General features: G+C 41.9%; 14 protein-coding genes, 1 tRNA gene and 1 rRNA gene. 13 read left to right on the top strand and 3 right to left on the bottom strand.

Going from position 1 to position 20,579, the window contains the following annotated elements:
* A 23S ribosomal RNA gene (locus tag G613_RS0113815) occupies positions 1-219 on the top strand; the annotation flags it as partial.
* 122 nt (positions 220-341) lie between these two features.
* Positions 342-415 (top strand) — tRNA-Asp (locus tag G613_RS0113810).
* A 49-nt stretch (positions 416-464) separates the two neighbouring features.
* Here G613_RS0113810 and G613_RS0113805 read toward each other — a convergent pair.
* Positions 465-1,382, bottom strand: coding sequence for a magnesium transporter CorA family protein (locus tag G613_RS0113805; protein ID WP_029233180.1), 918 nt, complete (start codon positions 1,380-1,382; stop codon positions 465-467).
* A 164-nt stretch (positions 1,383-1,546) separates the two neighbouring features.
* On the opposite strand from G613_RS0113805, the gene G613_RS0113800 reads away from it, so the two are divergent.
* On the top strand, positions 1,547-3,280 hold the full coding sequence (locus G613_RS0113800) for a GGDEF domain-containing protein (protein WP_155828094.1): 1,734 nt from the start codon (positions 1,547-1,549) through the stop codon (positions 3,278-3,280).
* 121 nt (positions 3,281-3,401) lie between these two features.
* The gene (locus tag G613_RS0113795; protein ID WP_029233178.1) at positions 3,402-4,880 is read left to right on the top strand and encodes an alpha-L-fucosidase; all 1,479 of its coding nucleotides are present in this window, start codon (positions 3,402-3,404) and stop codon (positions 4,878-4,880) included.
* Between the two features lie 66 nt (positions 4,881-4,946).
* Here G613_RS0113795 and G613_RS0113790 read toward each other — a convergent pair whose 3' ends face one another.
* Positions 4,947-5,516, bottom strand: coding sequence for a hypothetical protein (locus G613_RS0113790; protein ID WP_029233177.1), 570 nt, complete (start codon positions 5,514-5,516; stop codon positions 4,947-4,949).
* A 76-nt stretch (positions 5,517-5,592) separates the two neighbouring features.
* Here G613_RS0113790 and G613_RS18790 point away from each other — a divergent pair, with 76 nt between their 5' ends.
* From G613_RS18790 to G613_RS0113775, 3 genes are all read left to right on the top strand, one after another.
* The gene (locus G613_RS18790; protein WP_029233176.1) at positions 5,593-6,294 is read left to right on the top strand and encodes a hypothetical protein; all 702 of its coding nucleotides are present in this window, start codon (positions 5,593-5,595) and stop codon (positions 6,292-6,294) included.
* Positions 6,287-9,382: an alpha-mannosidase gene (locus G613_RS0113780; RefSeq protein ID WP_029233175.1), complete on the top strand. Its 3,096-nt coding sequence runs from the start codon at positions 6,287-6,289 to the stop codon at positions 9,380-9,382. The genes G613_RS18790 and G613_RS0113780 overlap by 8 nt, the downstream gene beginning before the upstream one ends.
* 197 nt (positions 9,383-9,579) lie before the next feature.
* The gene (locus G613_RS0113775; protein WP_029233174.1) at positions 9,580-11,307 is read left to right on the top strand and encodes a CehA/McbA family metallohydrolase; all 1,728 of its coding nucleotides are present in this window, start codon (positions 9,580-9,582) and stop codon (positions 11,305-11,307) included.
* A 19-nt stretch (positions 11,308-11,326) separates the two neighbouring features.
* Here the strand turns inward: G613_RS0113775 and G613_RS0113770 are convergent, their stop codons facing one another.
* Positions 11,327-12,229, bottom strand: coding sequence for a helix-turn-helix domain-containing protein (locus tag G613_RS0113770; protein ID WP_029233173.1), 903 nt, complete (start codon positions 12,227-12,229; stop codon positions 11,327-11,329).
* 35 nt (positions 12,230-12,264) lie between these two features.
* Here G613_RS0113770 and bglB point away from each other — a divergent pair, with 35 nt between their 5' ends.
* The 6 genes from bglB (at position 12,265) to G613_RS0113740 (ending at position 20,577) form a co-directional block, all read left to right on the top strand.
* A complete protein-coding gene (gene bglB, locus G613_RS0113765) occupies positions 12,265-13,356 on the top strand; it encodes a beta-galactosidase BglB (protein ID WP_029233172.1) in 1,092 nt (363 codons plus the stop codon).
* A 9-nt stretch (positions 13,357-13,365) separates the two neighbouring features.
* Positions 13,366-14,337, top strand: a complete 972-nt coding sequence (locus G613_RS0113760; protein WP_029233171.1) for an ROK family protein — start codon at positions 13,366-13,368, stop codon at positions 14,335-14,337.
* A gap of 12 nt (positions 14,338-14,349) precedes the next feature.
* Entirely contained in the window at positions 14,350-16,020 is a 1,671-nt protein-coding gene (locus G613_RS0113755) for a hypothetical protein (RefSeq protein WP_029233170.1), read from the top strand.
* A 114-nt stretch (positions 16,021-16,134) separates the two neighbouring features.
* On the top strand, positions 16,135-18,222 hold the full coding sequence (locus G613_RS0113750) for an ABC transporter substrate-binding protein (protein ID WP_029233169.1): 2,088 nt from the start codon (positions 16,135-16,137) through the stop codon (positions 18,220-18,222).
* 136 nt (positions 18,223-18,358) lie between these two features.
* Complete coding sequence (locus G613_RS0113745; RefSeq protein WP_029233168.1) at positions 18,359-19,459, top strand: ABC transporter permease; 1,101 nt, start codon at positions 18,359-18,361, stop codon at positions 19,457-19,459.
* The gene (locus G613_RS0113740; RefSeq protein ID WP_029233167.1) at positions 19,459-20,577 is read left to right on the top strand and encodes an ABC transporter permease; all 1,119 of its coding nucleotides are present in this window, start codon (positions 19,459-19,461) and stop codon (positions 20,575-20,577) included. Before G613_RS0113745 ends, G613_RS0113740 begins: the two co-directional genes overlap by 1 nt.
* The last annotated feature ends 2 nt before the right edge of the window (positions 20,578-20,579 follow it).

The raw sequence follows: 20,579 nt of genomic DNA, 5'->3' as shown, positions 1-20,579 counted from the left end.
GCTGGTGTATCAGCTGCATCGCCAGATGCATAAGGCTGGGTAGCCACGTCCGGAAGGGATAAACGCTGAAGGCATCTAAGCGTGAAGCCCCCCTCAAGATGAGATATCCCTGGCTTGTCCAGTAAGACCCCTTAGAGAGTATGAGGTTAGATAGGCACAAGGTGTAAGCACGGTAACGTGTTCAGCTGATGTGTACTAATAGGTCGAGGGCTTATCCAAAAAGGTTAGGAACAAAAGAAGAGGTTAGGATTTAGATAATCAGTGTTCGGTTTTGAAGGCACAAAGAAAATAGAACCCATGCATTTGACAGTGCATGGTTTTTATGTATAATGATATATGTTGGCCCGGTGGCTCAGCTGGTTAGAGCGCCGCCCTGTCACGGCGGAGGTCAGGGGTTCGAACCCCCTTCGGGTCGCTTTTATATTAAGAAAGCTCGCGTTTAACATGCGAGCTTTTTTCTTGTATTATAGAATTTTCTTGATTTTAAAGAAGATGAGGCTTCCTACAACTATGAAAATACTAAGTATTATTACGATAGGATAGCCTATGCGGGATTCAAGTTCCGGCATATATTTGAAGTTCATTCCATACCAGCCAACTATCAGTGTCAAAGGCATGAAGATTGTTGTTACCACTGTAAGGACTGTCATAATTCTGTTTTGCTTAACATCAAGCTGTGATTGATATAGGTCATTAAGCTGAATGGTGTAATCTCTAAGGTGTGTAGCAGAGTTGTAGAGTCTGTCTACGCGGCTTGAGAACATATGGAAATATCTAAGGTTCTCCTCTTTAAAGAAGCCGTTTTCATTCTCCTCAAGCTCCTGGCCAAGATCAAGAAGCTGCTCGTAATGGATACGAAGATCTCTGATGTCACCACGGATTTCGTTGTTGCGTCCCATGTGAGCGGTTTCTGCATTTGTCATTATCTCTTTTTCCAAGCTATCAAGTTCTAATTCGTAGCCTTGCATAAGGCGCAGATCATTATGAATAATTAATTCAAGGAAATCATATAAAAAGCGCTCCAAACAGGGCTTTTTCCACTTTTTGTAGTGCTGAATCCGCTTTACAAGCCTAAGAGCGGCATCGCCTTCATCGATAAAAACAATTCCGGTTTCATCCAGAACAAATGAAAATTTTGGGGGCTCAGAGTCATGAGATGACTGAGTTGGAATATAAAATGTGCCTGTCAGGGAATCATAGTTAACTTCAGCCTTTGTAGTATAAATTTCTTCACTGCTTAGATCGAAGTCTATTCCCATATCAAAGTTCTCATTCTGTGCAGCCCATTGTGATGGTGTAAGTACGGCTACATAAGGCTCTGCCGCATCGTGACACTGCTCTGCGCTACATTCTTCAAGTGAGTTTTTTATCAGGAAAAACATTTGATACCTCCAACGACAATAACTACTAGTGACATGATAGCACAGTTGTGGGCTCTCTGCAGAATTTATTTCTTTTTATAGGAAGGAAAAGAAAACTTTCATACATAGAAGCGAAAGAATATGATAGCATTAAATGGGATGCTATAAAAAGAGAGGAAAAACTTATGAAAGATGTAAGCTTTTATGAAATAATCCTGTCTAAAGAAGATCAGAGGATAGTATCAGCAGATGCTTCTGTTTATGATGCGTTGGGTATTAATGCTTCCAAGCCAATGAATGAGCTGATTGCTATCGAAGATATAGATATCTACGAAAATAATATCAAAAATTGTGATGGTAAGTGGTATCCAAGCAAGATAATAAGCCCGGATACAATGTACTACACTTATATTAGTGCGCAAAATTATAATGATAAATTGATAAGAATCACAGTAGTAAATGCTCGAGATCTTTTGAATGCGCATTCTTCGCTGATGAAGACGATAAGCGCATCTAATGCTCAACTTAGTCTGTATGAAGATGTCTTTTTTGAATATACCCCTAAGACGGATATTGTAAACGTATATAACACGGAAATTGCTGATTTTGAGGCCGGAAACTATTCTCTTTCTGAATTTGAAGAGCTTCTTTTGGCAAGGACTGATGATGAGCAGAAACAGTCAGTCAGAAGCTTTATTGCACAGGTAAAGTCGGGTGTTGGAAGAAGTACGACGATACTTGAAGGAAATATTTTAAATGATGATGATGGTGTAACAAGCACGGTACTTGAAGAGACCTTTGTTTTCTACGACAGGGAAAGTGAAGGCGTAGTTGGTCATATACAGCTTCAAAGAGGCGGAGAATCGATAAAGTCGAATTTTATCAAGCATGATTCACTTACCGGTCTTATCGATAAGACAGATATCATTAAGATGGGAAGGGAAAGAATAGATGATAAGAGACTCTCGGGAACAGCTCTGGTTATCATCGATGTAGACTTTTTTAAGAACATAAACGACAGCTTTGGCCATCAGTTTGGTGATGATGTCATTAAAAAGGTCGCTGATATTATTTCGGGTGAAGTGGGCAAAAACGGAGTGGCCGGTAGATTTGGCGGCGATGAATTCTTCCTTGTACTCTATAATATTCAATCTGAGGGGCAGATAAGGCCTATCCTGAAGGGAATAAAGAACAAGGTAAGTGCCACATTTCCGGATAAGGGACCGGATAAAGGCAATCCGCTTTCAGTATCTATCGGAGCTGCAGTTTTCCCGAATGATGCGGATAGCTTTGATGATCTGTTTATGTTGGCAGACCATTGTCTGTATCTTGCTAAGGAAAAGGGCAGGAACAGGTACATCATTTATACGAAAAATAAGCATGGTGACCCAGAAGATATTAGACGTAAGCATAAGACTTCCAAGATGATAAATGAAAGGGAGAACTCTTACGGAGATGTTATTGTAAAGCTACTAGATCAGGCACTCCATGAAAAAGACACTACGGTAGAAGATTATATTAGTGAGTTTGCTGAGGCTTTTTCGCTTCAGACTGTAAATCTATACGTGGGCTCACCATTTGAGTTTAGATTTGCTGCAGGAAGCAATGTAATAAAGGATAAGGTTGCCGTAGATTTTGTAGTAAATGTTTTTAACAGTGATGTCAAAGAACGGTATTTTACACTGGGAGATTTTGTGGTTATCAACAGGCTTGAGATGTTGCCGCCATATGCCCATCATATAAAAGAATTTCTGGCTAAAAGAGATGTGTATTCTTTCATAATCATAAGATTTTATGATAAGGATCATAAGGAATGCATACTAACTTTTGGTAGCGTAGGCAAGCAAAATCAATGGAATCAGTCTCATTTTAAGTACTACAGAGCCTTTATAGATATTCTATCTCTCTTGTCTTTATAAAATATGCAATAGACAGACGCATATGACAAAAAATGCGAGGTAATTGGCATATTTGTGCGAGATATGAAATGAAACATTGGCAGTGGTCTGTATAATTAGATAGAGACGGAGGTTTGAGCACATGACGAGAGAAGAATACTTAAAGGAAATAGAGAAGGTTAACGAAAACGGATTTTACAAGGAGGATTGGGGATCATTATCTTCCCACGAGACTCCAAAGTGGTTTAAAGAGGCGAAGTTTGGAATTTTCATCCATTATGGAGTGTACAGTGTTCCTGCGTTTGGAAATGAGTGGTACTCAAGAAATATGTACAACAGGGATGAAAGAGAGTATAAACACCATGTAGAAACCTATGGACCTCAGAGTAAGTTTGGTTACAAGGATTTTATTCCTATGTTCAAGGCTGAAAACTTTGATGCCCACAGATGGATTGAAACATTCAAGAAGGCCGGAGCTAAATATGTTGTTCCTGTAATGGAGCATCATGACGGCTTTGCAATGTATGATACTGAGTTTAATAAGTGGAATGCGGCAAACATGGGACCTAAGAAGAATATTGTAGGTGAACTTAGAGAAGAGTGTGGCAAGCAGGGACTTACTTTCTGCGGATCATCTCATAGAGCAGAGCATTACTTCTTCATGAATCTTGGTCGCGAGTTTGACAGTGATGTTAATGATGATAATTACCGTGATTTCTACGGCCCGGCAGTTCTTTGCCCGGAGTGGCAGAATGAGCAGTTTACAAATAGTACGGAGAATCCTGATTCAAAGGGACCTGATCAGGATTGGCTTGAGGATTGGACAGTACGTACCGCTGAGATAATCGACAGATATCAGCCTGGAATGCTTTATTTTGACTGGTGGATCCAGAACAAGGCATTTAAGCCATATCTTAAGAAAATCTGCGCATATTACTATAATCGCGCCAAAGAGTGGGGAAGGGAAGTAACTATTTGTTACAAGCATCACGCATTCCCACCGGATGTTGCTACTTTTGATGTAGAAAGAGGAGCACTTTCAGAGATTTCCCCAAGATACTGGCAGACAGATACAGCAATAGGTAACAGATCCTGGTGCTATATTCAGGATAATGAGTATAAGAGCGGATATAAGCTGGTTTGCGATCTTGTGGATGCAGTTAGTAAGAACGGTAATTTCCTTCTAAATCTTGGACCTAAGTCAGACGGAACCTTCACTCCACAGGATGAAAAGGCACTTTCAGAGATTGGACAGTGGTTATCTGTTAACGGAGAGGGAATTTATGGCTCAACTTATTGGAGCCAGTACAAAGAGGGCGATACAGTAATTGCCAGCGGATCCTTTAATGATGGTGCAGAGGTTGCTTATACTGCATCAGATTTCAGATTTACCTATAAGGCCGGCTATGTATATGCTTACTGGATGCGTCCAAACGGACAGGATGTCAAGATCAAGGCTCTTAAGACAGAGCCAATCAGAGAGCTTTTGGTTGATAAGGTATCATTATTATCAACTGGAGAAGATCTTGAATTTACCAGAAACGAAGAGGGAATGACCATTAAGGCCAAGGATTCTTTTAAATCCGATATGCCTCTTTGCTTTAAGATTAAGCTTTTGTAATTTTTAATAAATAAAAACGGGTGCTATCTTATAACAGTAGCACCCGTGCTGTTTTTTATGTAGTAATTAGTCGAATTCTGTACCAAGACGGAAGATGTTGAACAGGAAAATTGAGAAGGAAATAAGTATTCCTATCAGCGGCAGTATTGATAAAAGGACGGTGCTTCTCATACCAGGGAATCCAAAGAAGAAAACCAAATAGAGAAGGGTTTCCAAGCTTACCAAAGCCATTGCGATGTAAACTGATCTTCTTTCATCAAGGTGCTGTGCTAAGAAAACGCTGTTGCAGGCCAGGATTGCAAGAAGTGCCTTAGCTGTAATTGAGGCCCAAGGCTGGATTCCGTTGGTTCCAAGAAGTGCAACCCTCATAACTTCAAGCATGGCGTAGGAGTATACGACTCGTTTGAAGTGAACCGCTTCATGCTTGTGAAAATGCATGATCGCGTAGATTATTATTGATATACAAGCAAAGGCCTGACAGATATAAACTACAAGTCTGAGAGGTGCCTTGATTGATGTATAGATTCCTACGCAGGATATGATCAGGGCCAATATATTAAGGCACACAAGGATAATAACGAGAAATCTGGTTCTTGCTCTAAATCCTGTACTAACATTTGACTCATTTTCACTCATAAATTAACACCTCCATGACAATATTATACAGTAATAGTTATTAATGTTTCCATTAATTTTTTCAGAGGAAGTTTCTATGGATAATGAAGTATATAAATATGCCCCAATTATCATGATGGATAAAAAAGAGCCTTTCGGTATAAAGAAGATTGGCTTTGCGGAGTATACAGAAAATGGCTGCAAAAGCACCTCTTTTAACAGGGTATTTGATTTGGAAAACTATCCAGGAGCAGTAAAAGTACTGGAGTACGTATACTATCTGGACTACGACATTCAGCATTTGTATGACCTTGAACACATCTGGGTTTATCTGGATGATAAGGGCGTTATTGTTGGCGCTGAGGGAAGTTTTCATGGAAGACTTTTAAATGCCTACAGACCGTGGAAAAGAGAAACCGACGGTGCTGCAGATTTTACCTGCGCGGAAATATGCGATGGGACTCATGTTGTGATGTTTTCGCAGCCGGGAAAGCACGCGATGGTTGCTTCCAAGGGACTTATGTATATATATTCGGAACTATTTGCTGCCTGTGACAGGCTTGCAGGTATTCATGGGTTGGATGCGCCGGACAGATACCTGGAGGATATTCATATTTCCGAGGAGGATAACCAAAGAATAGCGAGTTTTATTAAGGATAACTACAGCTTTGAGCCTTCCATGGAATTTACTAAGTGTGAGATCCCGGAGCAGGCTTACGTGGAGCTTGATGAATTACATGGGATGATACCTCAGTTTCTTAAGGCTGAGCTCGATAGATTGGGGATTGTTTATGGATAAAAGATTAGAGAGAATTGGCATAGTAATAGAGGATCTGAAAAATCAGATGTTTGGTGAAAAAGTTGATATTACCGAAGTAGCGACAGCCGATGGCATCAGATGCAAGAAGGTTCCCTATGGCCATAGAGATGAGCTTTTGTCAGACTGCTCAAAATGGGATAAATTCGAGGCTGGGGGCCTTTGGGGCGAGCCTGACGGACATGAGCTTTTCAGAGTGACGGTAGAGGTGCCTGAGAGATTTAGAGGCAAAGAGGTTTTCTTTTTCATGTCTACGGGTGCGGATGATATCTGGAATACGGATAATCCGCAGATGTTGGTGTACATAAACGGAGTAAGGCGCAGCGGAATGGATATGAACCACAATTGTGTCAGCATTTACACCCCTTCAGACTGGGAAAAAGAAACTGACAGGACGGTAGACATTGCAATCTACGCTTATTCTAATCTTTCGGAGAACGGAAACTACCTTAAAATGGAGCTGGCGGCCTGTGATGAGGCAGCTAAAGTGGCTTATTTCGATATGTGCGTTCCTTTTGATGGGGGCAGGGCTATGCTGGGGCAGGATTCCAGAAAGAATGCCATTGATCTATTGAGCGACAAGAAGGCAGTGAGCAGCGCAAAGCCTGTGGATGCAGAGAATGCGGAGATTATTCTTAATGTGCTGGATGCGGCGTGTGATATTCATGAAGCTTCTGAGATATCTTCTTATCTTGCAGAGAACCTGTATGGCAAGTACGATACAGGATTAACTGTAGCCAGCACAGGCCATACTCACATTGATGTTGCCTGGAAGTGGCCTGTAAGGCAGACAAGAGAGAAGGTAATCCGCAGCTATTCAACAGTTATGGAGCTTATGAAGCGCTATCCGGAATATCTTTTCATGGCAAGTACTCCACAGATGTACGAATTTGTAAGAGAGGATGAGCCGGAGCTATTTGAGGAAATACTTGAAAGAGTTAAAGAGGGCAGATTTGAGCCGGAAGGAGCCATGTGGCTGGAGGCAGACTGCAATCTTACAAGCGGAGAGAGTCTTGTTCGTCAGATTTTATATGGAAAAAGATATTTCAAGGAAACCTTCGGAGTAGACAGCGATATTCTCTGGCTTCCGGACGTGTTTGGATACAGCGGAGCGATGCCGCAGATTCTTAAAAAGAGCGGAATCAGGGCCTTTGTTACTACTAAGCTTGCCTGGAACGATACTAACAGGCTCCCTCATGATCTTTTTATGTGGCAGGGAATAGACGGAACCAGAATTCCCACATATCTGATCACAACCTGTGATCTCCCTAAGGCAGACGAAGTCATGAGGGAGGGCGGAATCCTGAACTACACCTACAATGGTAGACAGGATGCAAGCCAGATCATGGGGACATGGCGTGCTTTCAGGGAAAAAGACATAACAAAGGAGACACTGACTGTTTATGGCTTTGGAGATGGTGGCGGCGGTCCAACCTGGGAAATGCTGGAAATGGATAGACGGCTCAGACGTGGAATCCCGGGATGCCCTAAGACTGTGCAGAAGTCAGTTTCTGGATTTATGGATGAACTTCTTGAGAAGATATCGGGAAATAGCGATGTTCCTGTTTGGGATGATGAGCTGTACCTTGAGTTCCACAGAGGAACCTATACTTCCATGGGCATGAACAAGCGCTATAACAGGAAACTAGAGATTCTTATGCAGGAGGCGGAGGCTATCCGAACCTATGCATTTATAAACTATGGCCTTCCTTACCCGAGAAAAGAACTACTTGATGCATGGAAGATAATCATGCTAAATCAGTTCCACGATATTTTGCCGGGATCTTCTATTGAGGAAGTATATAAAGTCTCCGAAGAGGATTATAAAAAAGCAATTGATATTGTAAAAGATATTATAGATACTGGAGCCAAGGCGATTGCTAATTCGGGATCATGGGAGCATATTGTGGGCATTTCTTCCTGTGTGGTTAATAGTTCGGCTGATGGAATCCGGATTGAGACGGAAGTTTATAAAATCTCTTTTGATAAGAACGGTGAGATTGTAAGCCTATATGATAAAGAAGCAGGGCGGGAACTTCGTGATATGTCACAGGTGCCTCTTAACAGGCTCATTGCATTTAAGGATACGCCACAGGAGTACGATGCCTGGAATATTGATGCGGACTTTGCTGATGTTAGCTGGGATATCACGGACCTTAAGGAATTATCCGTATGTGGATACGATGAAAAAGGAAAATTATTATACGAGGGCGATGGCAAGCTAAAGAAGGTTTGCGTTAACATTGTAAGGGGATTTAGGAACTCCCAGATTAAGCAGAGCATTATTATCAGCTGTGATTCAAGACGCATAGATTTTAGAACTACCACAGATTGGCATGAGCACCAGGTTCTTCTGAAGGCAGCATTCCCTGTTGATATTGATGCCAAAGAGATTACCGCTGAGATTCAGCTTGGCAATATAAAGAGAAAGCTGAAAAAGGAAAACAGCTGGGATAAGGCCAAGTTCGAGTGCTGCATGCACAGATGGATTGATATTTCCGCTGATGATGGAAGCTATGGCTGTGCTGTTTTGAATGATTCCAAGTACGGCTACGATTCTGATCCAAAGCTCATGCGTATAACACTGATTAAATCAGGAATCTTCCCTAACCCTAACGCTGATCAGGGCTTACATGAATTTACGTATTCTCTTTTACCCCATAAGGGCGATTATAGGGAGGGTAGAGTAATAGAAGAAGCGCAAAAACTCAACCTGCGGGAGCATATGTACAATCCGGAAACAGTATTGGATATCTTCAATTCCATTATTGATGTTTGCAGTAGTGGGGTATATGTCAGTGCAATCAAGATGGCAGAAGATTCCGACGATATCATAATAAGACTTTATGAAGGCCATGGTCTGGAAAAAGATGTAGAAGTTTCTATATTAAAAGACCTTTCACTACCCGAGGGCAAGCAGATTAAGATCAGGGAATGTGATTTGCTTGAGAATGTCATTAGAGATGACGAAGATATCGAAGCAGAGACTCATAAACTCAGCGGCGAAAGAAAGCTGTCAATGCATTTTAAAGCCTTTGAAATTAAGTCACTCATAGTGTCTGTGATATAAAAACGCAATAGAAGGCACTTTTGCAAAAAATGCAATATTTTTACTGATTTGACATAAAAACCGCGTAGATAATGCATGTATAACAAAATAGAATGTATGATATAGGGTTATGTTCCTATGCTATGCATTCTTTTTGTTTGGAAAGAATCATAAATGATAATTTAAGTTGGTTTCATTATAAAAAGGAGAAAACTAGTATGAGTAAAGAAACCAAGTTTTTGAGTATAGCTATAGGTCTTTTGCAGGGAATTTATAAGGATGAAGGCATATCCGATAAGAGTGTAGCCTCCATGGATGCAGACAGACTCTATAAATATGTAAGAGTGGTGAATGAAAGTTATATTGATCCTGCCCATAAGAGAACTAATGAAGTGGACTTTGCAGGCAAAAACGATAGAAACAGATTCCACAATAACGGAATTATAGGCCCTGACGTGCCTCTTGGAAATGTATTTGTGGAAACACATTTTAGCGGCGCCGGAACACCGGCCCAGGTTAAGTTTTTTAAGCTCCTGGAGGGAGAAGATACAGGAAACTTTGACAGAGTAAATGGAAAGATCACCATGATCCGCGAAATGACGGGTTTTGATGGATGTCTTTTCAGAAAACTTCCGGTGGGAAGATATGTTGTTGAGGTTTCGAAGGGCTGCGAATGCGAAATAATAACAGATGATATGGAAATAGCAGAGGGTGGATTGACCCGTAAATCATATGAACTGAACCGATTTGTAAATCTTGAGGGTGAGGGCTGGATATCAGGAGAACTTCATCACCACTGCGTTTATTCAAGCCCTGTGTTTGGGGGAGATGACGATGTGGTTGAGACACCGGAGCAGGTTGCTAATTCCATGATGGCTATGGGCCTTGCCTATGGAGCTCTTTCCGATCACCATATCATTTTAAGCCATCCGGCATGGAAGGCCAATAAGAGATCCAACTTTGTTCCTATTATTTCCAAAGAGATATCTACAACCCGCGGACATGTTATGGCCATGGGAGTACCGATAGATGTGATATTCGACATTCCTGATGAAGATAAGCGTACAGATGAATACATGAGGAATGAGTTTGTAAGAATTACCGATGAGATCAAGGAAAATGGCGGCCTTGCTCAGATAAATCATCCAAGGGATCTGCAGAAATCAATCTCCTGGAATCCTGATTTTGAGGATATGCTTGATATCTTTGAAACCATGGAAATTTGGAATGGCTCCAATCCAATGATGACCGGATCTACCAATGATGCGGCTTTTGAACTTTGGAACAGATGCCTTCAAAGAGGCCTTTTCCTTCCGGCAACAACAGGAAGTGATACCCATAATATCTGTGCTGATGATTATCACATTCTATTTGATGAGATCATGGATGTTTTGGATGCCATTAAGGCCAATGAAAAAGAACTTTCCGAGAAGTTTGCCGATGAAACAAAGGTTATGTTGGAAATTGGAGACAAACTTCTTCCTATTCTTGAAAAGTGGGCAGAGACCAACCTCACGAGTGGCTGTGTTAGAACTTATATCAATTTTGATGTGGCAGAGCCAAGGGAAAACACCCACAATCCTGAATACATCATGGAAAGACTTCGCAAGGGCAGAAGCTTTTTGACCAACGGACCGATTCTTTTAACCAAGGTAAATGGCAAGATTCCTGGACATAATGTAAGACTTAGCGAGGGAAAAAAGAAAGTAGATAAGCTCAATATTGAGGTTAGACTTCTTGCGAACAGAAAGCTTAAGACCTTTGAAATCCGCACAGAAAACGGTCTGGTTAAAGAATTGCCGCTTCGCGGAAGCAAAAAGAATGGCTTCTATGACTATAGTATGGACATAGAGGAAACCATTCCTGATGGTAATTATCTGTATTTTATTGCTAAGGATGACTGTACAAACCTTGCAATTACTAATCCGGTGATACTGAATCGCTGATGGAGCCGGGCTTTACAGATTACTTGTTAATTACAGCGGAATGTCTGTACTCTCTCGGAGAAGTGCCGGAGATCTTGTTAAAGATCCTGTTGAACTGAGAGAAAGAGGAGAATCCGCATTCCTGGGCAATCGCAGAGATCTTTTTATTGCTGGATACCAGCTGATACTGAGCATTCTTGATCCTGGTGAGCTGGATGTAATTGGACAGGTTAAAGCCTGTAACCTGCTTAAACTCTCTGGAAAGGTAGCTTGAGCTGATAAAGAACTGCTCAGACAGTACATCCAGAGAAATATCTTCATCGTAGTGAGTATGAATATATGAAGAAACTTCGTACATCTTCTGCTCGATGGAATTGTAGCTCTGATCGTTGGTATAGGTGTTTTTATCCTTTAGCTCATAAAGAGTGTATAGGAACTCCTGAAATTTGCTGTGAATATAAAATTCATCTGCAGGATTTCCGTAGTATTTATGCTCTTTAGAAAAGATAAATAGGTTATTTAGAATATCAATTAGTTTCTGTTGATCCTGGAAACCGAAGCGGTAGATAGGATTGTCTACATGGAAAGGAGCCAAAATCTCCTTGTAGGCATCGGCGCTTTCAGGTTTATCCAAGGGGTACATGAAGTCTATAATAAGGCGCCTTGATGGATCGCCTTTGTAGTAAACGGATTTGTGCATAACAGAAGGCGCCAGCAGCACGAAATCACCCATGTGAATATTGTAGGGAACACCCTCAATAAGGTGAGTTGCACTTGGCGCAAGCAAAAACAAGATCTCATAATATGGATGCAAATGCTGGAATTCCATATTAACCGAGGCATCCCTCTTATCATAATCAAAATAATAATAGATGTTGTTAGGGATGTTGTTGATGATTATATAGTGGTTGTCTTCATAGTAAATGTTGTCATTTATCAGCATAAGACAAGTATAAATGAAATAGAAAGAGGTAGCAAATGTTAGTAAAAAAAAATCAGATCATGCCCATGCTTGAGGTTCTTGCAGAGAGCTTTCAGAAATTTCTGTATGAGGATGATGAACAGTTCCTTGAGAATATGAAAACCAAGAACCTGGCCGGGGATGATGTTTCGAGATATCAGCATTGGGAGTGGACTCAGGGCGTTGGATTATACGGCCTTTATCAGCTTGCCTATGAGCTCGACAGAAAAGACTATCTGGACTTCCTTAAGTCTTTTTATGACAAGGAAATATCCCTTGGGCTCCCAGCCAAGAATGTTAACACCTGCGCACCTCTTCTTACATTGGGATTTCTTTTAAGGGATACAGGAGATGCTAAATATAAGGAAGTATGTCATGAGTGGGCTGAGGCCATCATGCACGAATTTGCCAGAACAGAAGAGGGCGGAATTCAGCATAGAACTTCAGATAGCGAGAATACCGGAGAACTCTGGGATGACACTCTTTTCATGACAGTTATGTTCCTTGCTCTTATGGGTGAGATTGAGGATAACGACGAATACAGACAGGAAGCCAGATATCAGTTCCTTCTTCATATTAAATATCTTGTGGATCACAAGACAGGTCTTTTGTACCATGGATGGACCTTTGAGGGACATCACAACTTTGCAGAGGCGCTTTGGGGAAGAGGAAACTGCTGGTTTACAATAGCAATTCCTGAATACATCGAGATTTCAGGCGTTACAGGCGCTGACAGAAAGTTCCTTACAGAGGCTTTCCTTCAGCAGGTTAAGGCTCTTGAAAAATTCCAGGATAAGGGCGGAATGTGGCACACACTGGTGGATGATGAGTCATCTTATCTTGAGGCTTCAGCAACTTGTGGTTTTGCATATGGAATTCTAAAGGGTGTTCGCCTTGGCCTTATTGATGAGAAGTACAGAGAAGTTGGTACGAAGGCCTTAGGGCCAATGATGAAGCTCATTGATCCTGACGGAACAGTTAATCAGGTATCCTACGGAACACCAATGGGCAGAGAGTCCAAGGACTTCTATAAGGGAATTGAAATCAAGCCAATGCCTTACGGACAGGCCCTGGCTATGTTGTTCCTTCTTGAAATATTAAAGATTTGAGGGGTTGAGATGTTCAGAATCGGTATAGATATAGGCGGTACAAACATTGCCGCCGGAATAGTGGATGAATCCTACAAGATAGTGGAAAAGAAATCCATAAAAACTAAAGATGTTCAGGATCCGTCCCAGATGATAAAGGCTTTAGCAGAGCTCATAAAAAATCTCATGGAATCAGCTCTGGTTAAGCCTGAGATGGTTACAGCCATAGGAGTAGGGGTTCCGGGAACCCTTGATCCTGAGTCTGGCAAGGTTTTATATGCAAATAACCTTGGCTTTGAGGATGTTCCTTTTCTTAATGAGCTTAAGGCGGTTGTGGGAGAGGGCCTTGCAGACAAGATTTATTTCGACAATGACGCTAATGCGGCTGCTATTGGTGAGTATATAACAGGTGGCTACAGCGCCAAGAACTTCGTCATGATGACTATCGGAACCGGAATCGGGGGCGGAGTTATCATTAACGGCAAGGTGCTTAGGGGCTGCAACTATGCGGCAGCTGAGTTTGGCCACATGACAATCAACTTTGACGGAGTTGACTGTAACTGTGGAAGAAAGGGCTGCTTTGAGGATTACGCTTCAGCGGAAGGCCTCATGAATCTGGCCTGGGATGCAATGAACACTTCAGAGGGTGCAAAGAGCTGCCTTAGCAGTAAAGTTTCTTCCAGAGAAGAGCTTAATGGTGAGATATTCTTTGAGGCCGTCAGAAGTGGTGATAAGGTGGCAAAAGAGATTCTTTCGGAATATATTTTCTATTTATCAGAAGGAATCATTAATATAATCAATATTTTCCAGCCTGATGTGCTGACTCTTAGCGGCGGTATTACCAAGGCTGCGGATCTTTATCTTGATGATCTTAAGAAGCTTGTAGCTAAGGGAATTTATTCCAGAAACAGCAGTAAGAATACTGAGATCATGCTGTCAAAGGGTATCTCAGACAGCGGAGACATAGGAATAATCGGTGCTGCGCTTATTTACAAGATGTGACGGAGGACAGAAATGGAAAAGCATTACGAATTTATTCTGAAGGATACACAGGAACTGGTTTATGAGTCCATGTGCAGACAGATCATGGATGAAAAGAATGAGAACTGTGGCGCATTCCTGGATGACAATCATATCCTGGATGCCAAGTTCACAATATACAGAACCGCTTCAATGATAGCTCTTTTCTGCAACAGAGACAGTGAACTATACGGAGACGAGAGGCTTTATAAGAGAATTATTGCGGGCCTTCGTTTTACTGAGAAAATGCAGCTTGATAGCGGACTTTTTGACTATGTAACCTGCAACTTCAGCTCAGCACCTGATACAGCATTTTGTATCAAGAAGCTCATGCCATATTTCTTTTACCTAAGAGATATAAGAGGGGAAAAGAGAAATGACGGAGAGGAAGAAATCTTCCGAATCATCGACGGAATCATAGGCAGGGCCGCTAAAGGAATAATAACAGGTGGTTTCCATACACCAAACCACAGATGGGCAATTGCATCAACTCTTATGGAATGCTACAAGATCTACGGCGATGAAGAAATGAAAAAATGCGCCGAGAAGTATCTTGCTGAAGGCATTGATTGCAATGAAGACGGAGAATATGCAGAGAAATCTGCCGGAAATTATAACAGAGTCAACAACGATGCCATGATTACGCTGGCTGAGGCCACAGGGGATGCTTCCTATGAGCAGCATGTAATAAGAAATCTCAAGATGATGCTTCATTACTGGGAGCCTGACGACTCAGTATTTACCGCAAATTCCACACGTTTTGACAAGGACAGGCTCATGTACCCTACAGATTACTACACAGAGTACATGTTAATGGCACAAAGACACGGTATTTCTGAATTTTATGAGATGGCAAATTATATTATAGATATATGCCAGAGACGTAATCTTCATGGTCCGGACTGCCTTATCTACTTCATGTGGTATCCGGAATGGAGAAACATAGAGCACGCTGGCTTATACAAGAATCCTGATTATAAGGTCTTTTATAAAAATTCCGGTATCTCCAGAAATAAGACCGGAAGATACACTTATACAGTTATGAATGGAAAGTCCAATTTCCTTTATTTCCATAATGGCACGATCAAGCTGGAAATGAAGGTGGCAGGAAGCTTCTGCGAGCACAGAGCCTTTAAGTCGGAGACCATGGAAGAAGAGGATGGATCTCTTCATCTTCATCAGACCATGCACGGCTGGTATTATCTGCCCTGGAGTGCTGATAAAATCCCTGAGACCAATGACTGGTGGCAGATGGATAATGCAGCCAGAGACAAGAAGATGGGCCCTGACATGGATATTGATGTCTGGGTAAAAGAGAGCCCTGAAAAGGACGGAATTGATGTAAGAGTTAAGACCAGTGGCGTAGAGGGTGCACCTTGGAGAATCGAGATGTCACTTACCGGCGCAAACTTCATGGAAAACGGACATTTGGCAACAACTCTAAAGGGAAATGAGACAATCATCGCCAAGGATGATTATGTTGAGCTTTCAAACAGCAAGGATACTCTGATCGTGGGACCTGCTTTCGGTACTCACAGATTTATGGAGGGAAAAGAGGATTCCGAGCTTACCAATTCCGGATCTTCAACAGTGTATTTTACTGATTACACAGGTTTTGATCACACCATCACCATCAGAAATATGCGAAGTCAGTTTTCCAAATGACAAAAAATGCAATGTTTTTTGCAAATGAGCAAAAAAATCGGCTATTTAGCGGATTGGTGGTTTGATAAAATAATCATATCGTGAGGTATATGCAAAAGCGAAAAAGGAGGAATTATGAGAAGGAAAATTAACTCAAAAGCAGTATCACTGGTTTTGGCTACTGCAACCGCAATTACAATGCTTGCAGGTTGTGGCGGAGCAGCAACACCAACTAATACTGACGGCGACACAACAGCTACAGAGGCTACTGAACAGGCTACAGATGCAGCTCAGACAGGGGATATAGCTTCCAACACTGAGGAGGTTAAGGTAGAAGGCTATGCAGAAGCTCCTATCCTTGCAGATCAGGTTTCAGCCGGCAAACTTCCTGCAGTAGAAGAGAGAGTGCCTGATACAGATAATGTATTTGTAGAGACTGTAGACGCTACAGGCGCTCAGCTTGAGATCGGTACCTATGGCGGGGTTATCAACATGGGACCAGCAGGCGGAAGCTGGGGACTTTCAAGACCATCTCTTGAGTCAATCATCAGATACAACACAGATGGTTCTTACTATCCAAACGTTATCAAGTCATTTGAGCACAATGATGACTACACAGTTTGGACATTCAATCTTAGAGAAGGAATGAAGTGGTCAGACGGTGAGCCTTTCACAGCTGATGACATTACATTCTGGTATTACATGTGCCACCTTACCAACTACGACAGCAAGAAGAGCTGGGTAGCTCTTAAGGAAGAAGTTGACGGTGAGGACGCATGGGCAACACTTAAGAAGGTAGACGATTACACAGTAACATGGACATTCGTTAATCCTAAATATCCTGCAGACTTCATCGAGAACGGTGATTTCAAATGGTGCTGGGCTCCTGCTCATTACTTAAGCGATCTCATTCCTGATTCAGAGGATTATCCTTATGTAGAGAACGAGTATTGGCAGTCTACAGGACTTTCTGAAGAAGAAGTTCTTGCAAACGCTCAGAAGAAGAACATCGACGCAGCTACTGTTAAGGATCTTGGTAAGGCAGTATCTTACAACTTCTGGAATGTATCAGGAGTTCCTACAGTTAACGCATTTGTTCTTTCAACAGTTCCTGGAAACAGCTCCAAGGACGATACACTTTGCATCATGGACCGCAACCCTTACTTCTGGAAGGTTGACGCAGCTGGTAACCAGCTTCCATACGTTGATGCACTTCACTTTAATCAGACTTCAGAAGACGGACAGGATCTTCTTATGTTCCGTTCAGGAGAAATCGATGTTATTGCAGTTGCAATGAAAGATATTGCAGCAACACTTTCAGATCTTGGTGATTCTGCTTCTCTTCGTGAGTGGGGATCAACAAGCTGGGGTAGCTATCAGGTAACTTTCAACTATACAAATCCTGACAAGAATTATGCAGATCTTTTTGCTAACAAAGATTTTCGTGAGGCTATGTCAATTTGTGTTGACAGAGAACAGGTTTCTGAACTTCTTACAGACGGATTCCTTGAGCCTGGTCAGGCTTGCCCTGCAGAAGGAAACGTTGGATACGATGCTGAGTGGGAAGCAAAGTGGACTGAGTATGACGTAGAGAAGGCTAAGAGCCTCCTTGAGGGATGTGGTCTTGTAATGGGATCAGACGGATTCTACAAGTTTGCTGACGGTTCAGACCTTATGCTAACATTCCTTGCATATGACGGCGGTGCTGACGAGTCATATCCTGTATTTGAGCAGTACTACAAGGCAGTAGGTATCAACTGTGCACTTAAGAACCTTGAAGTTTCAGCATTTGACGAAGCAATCGATAACAATGACTGGACAGCAGTTATGGGTCCTCATACAGCTATCGGTGGAGCTTCACTTAAGGATAGAGCAGCTCCATTTGTACCTATCGCACAGGCAGCTGAGTGGTATGGCGAATATGGTACATACTATGCAACTAAGGGTGCTCAGGGTGTTGAGCCTACTGGAGATCTTGCTAAGCTTGTAGAACTCTATGACAAGTGGAGACTTACATCAGACGAGACAGAGAGAGACAATTACCAGGCTGAGATCTACAAGATCCACAAGGAAAACCTCTGGTCAATTGCTTACCTCAAGGCAGAAGGTTACTTCGAGCTTATTACATCCAAGCTTCACAATTATGCAGACAACCTTGTATCTGCTGACTGCTATCAGTATGCAAACATGACACACTATGAAGTTCTTTTTAAGGCAGAGTAATTAAAAATAACGCAAGTTATATAATTTATTGAATTATTATTGCCGGAGACGTGAGGGGGTTTCCACGTCTTCGGCATTTTTAAGAAAAAGAATCTTCTTTTTCTTAAAATCTAACGCAATAGGAAGGGATTTATCGATGGAGGAAAAATTAAGCAAAAACAGCTTTGTAGAGAACGTTAAAGAGTTCTTTAGAAGAGATCTTGTGCAGTACATCGTTAAGCGAGTACTGTGGTTTATTCCTACGCTGCTGCTCATCTCAATACTTGTTTTCTTCGTAATACAGCTTCCTCCGGGGGATTATGTTTCTGCGCATATTGCTGCGTTGGCAACAGAAGGAGAGCTGGTTGATGCGGATTATGCTGCGTCAATGAGAGAGGACTACGGACTGGATCTGCCGGTTTGGCAGCAATATATTAAGTGGGTTAAGGATATTATCTGGACACCTTCAGATACTGCTTATTACAGACTGTATCATTCACATCACAACTGGAAGTATTCATTTGCCTATGGCCGTGATGTTTGGAGCGTTGTTAACGACAGGCTCGGTCTTACCATAGGTGTTACGGCAATTATCATGTTGTTCCAATATCTGGTATCAATTCCAATAGCGGTTTACGCTAGTACACACCAGTATTCGGTTGGAGATTACATCTCAGCTATTATTGGTTTCCTTGGAACTGCAATACCTAACTTTATTTTGGCTATTGTGCTGATGTATCTATCCTATAAATGGACCGGAAATGCTAACGTAGGTCTTTTTACACAGGAGATGCTTAAAAACGGCGTTCATTTATACAATTTCGGTGATTTCTTAAAGAGAATGATCATTCCTATCATAGTTATCGGTACCAGCGGAACTTGCGGAATTATTCGTTCCGTGCGTGCACAGATGCTTGATGAGGTTGCCAAGCAGTATACACTTACAGCAAGAGCTAAGGGTGTTTCTGAGGGCAAGATCATTATGAAATACTGCTTCAGAGCAGCTATCAACCCTACAGTTTCAGGACTTGGCGGAGTCCTTTCAAGTCTTTTCTCAGGATCAACTGTTACAGCTATGGTTCTGAACATGCAGATTCAGGGACCGGTGCTCTATAAGGCTCTTCAGTCACAGGACATGTACCTTGCAGGTGCCATCGTTATGGTTCAGGCAGTGCTGGTTGTTATCGGTGTTCTGTTCTCTGATATTGCCCTTGCATTCCTTGATCCTAGAATTCGTTACTCAGGAGGTGGCAGATAATGGCTAAGAAGCTCAAATCAAAAGAAGATTATTATCTTGCCTCCCAGTGGACACTGATGGCAAGAAAGCTGAAAAAGCATAAGCTGGCTCAGGTTTCATTTATCATTCTGGCAGTACTTTACATTTCAGCTTTGTTTGCAGATTTTCTTGCACCATACGGACTGGATGAGTTCGATGGCCTTTACAGAAACTCTGCACCAACCAAGATTTACACAATATTTGAAGATCAGCATGTAGGACCACATGTCTACAAGCTTGAGAAAACTATCAATAAAAAGACCTTTGAAGTAAGCCTTGAGCCTGATCTTTCCGAGTATTATAAGATTGAATTCTTTGTACATGGCTCAGAATACAAGGTTTTAGGTCTTTTCCCCTGTGATCTTCACCTCTTTGGTGTAAGCGAAGGTTCTAAGGGCGGAACAGGAGCCAAGATATTCCTGTTTGGAGCAGATTCTCTTGGACGAGATATCTTTTCCAGAGTATTACTGGGAGCGAGAATTTCGCTTTCAATCCCATTTGCCAGCGCCATTATCAGTTTCTTCCTGGGCGTAGCGATTGGATCAATTTCAGGATATTTCGGTGGCTGGATCGATATGATAATTCAGAGAATTATCGAGGTTATCGGTGCTGTTCCTCAGATTCCTCTTTGGATGGCTCTTTCAGCAGCTATTCCTGCCGGAATCTCTACTGTAAAGATGTATTTCTACATGACAATTATCCTGTCCTTCATTAACTGGACCGGAATGGCCAGAGTTGTACGTGGTAAGTTCCTGTCCCTCAAGAATGAGGACTATGTAATGGCTGCCAGAATTTCAGGCGTTTCTACTTGGAAGATTATCTGGAAGCATTTGGTACCGGGCTTTATGAGTTACCTTATCGTATCTCTTACCCTTGGTATTCCTGGATCAATCGTTGGTGAGACATCAATGTCCTACCTTGGACTTGGAATTAAGTCACCTGCAACCAGCTGGGGAGTACTTCTCCAGGAGGCAAGCTCAGTTACAGACGTAGCTGCCAACCCACACAAGCTGATTCCAATTATCTTTGTAACAATAACTGTTTTGGCATTCAACTTCCTGGGCGATGGAATGAGAGATGCAGCAGATCCTTACAAGTAATT

The sequence above is a fragment of the Butyrivibrio sp. VCB2006 genome (assembly GCF_000420945.1).
GTDB lineage: Bacteria > Bacillota > Clostridia > Lachnospirales > Lachnospiraceae > Butyrivibrio.
The sequence above is the reverse complement of the archived record's forward strand: the minus strand, read 5'-3'. Positions and strand labels throughout refer to the sequence as shown.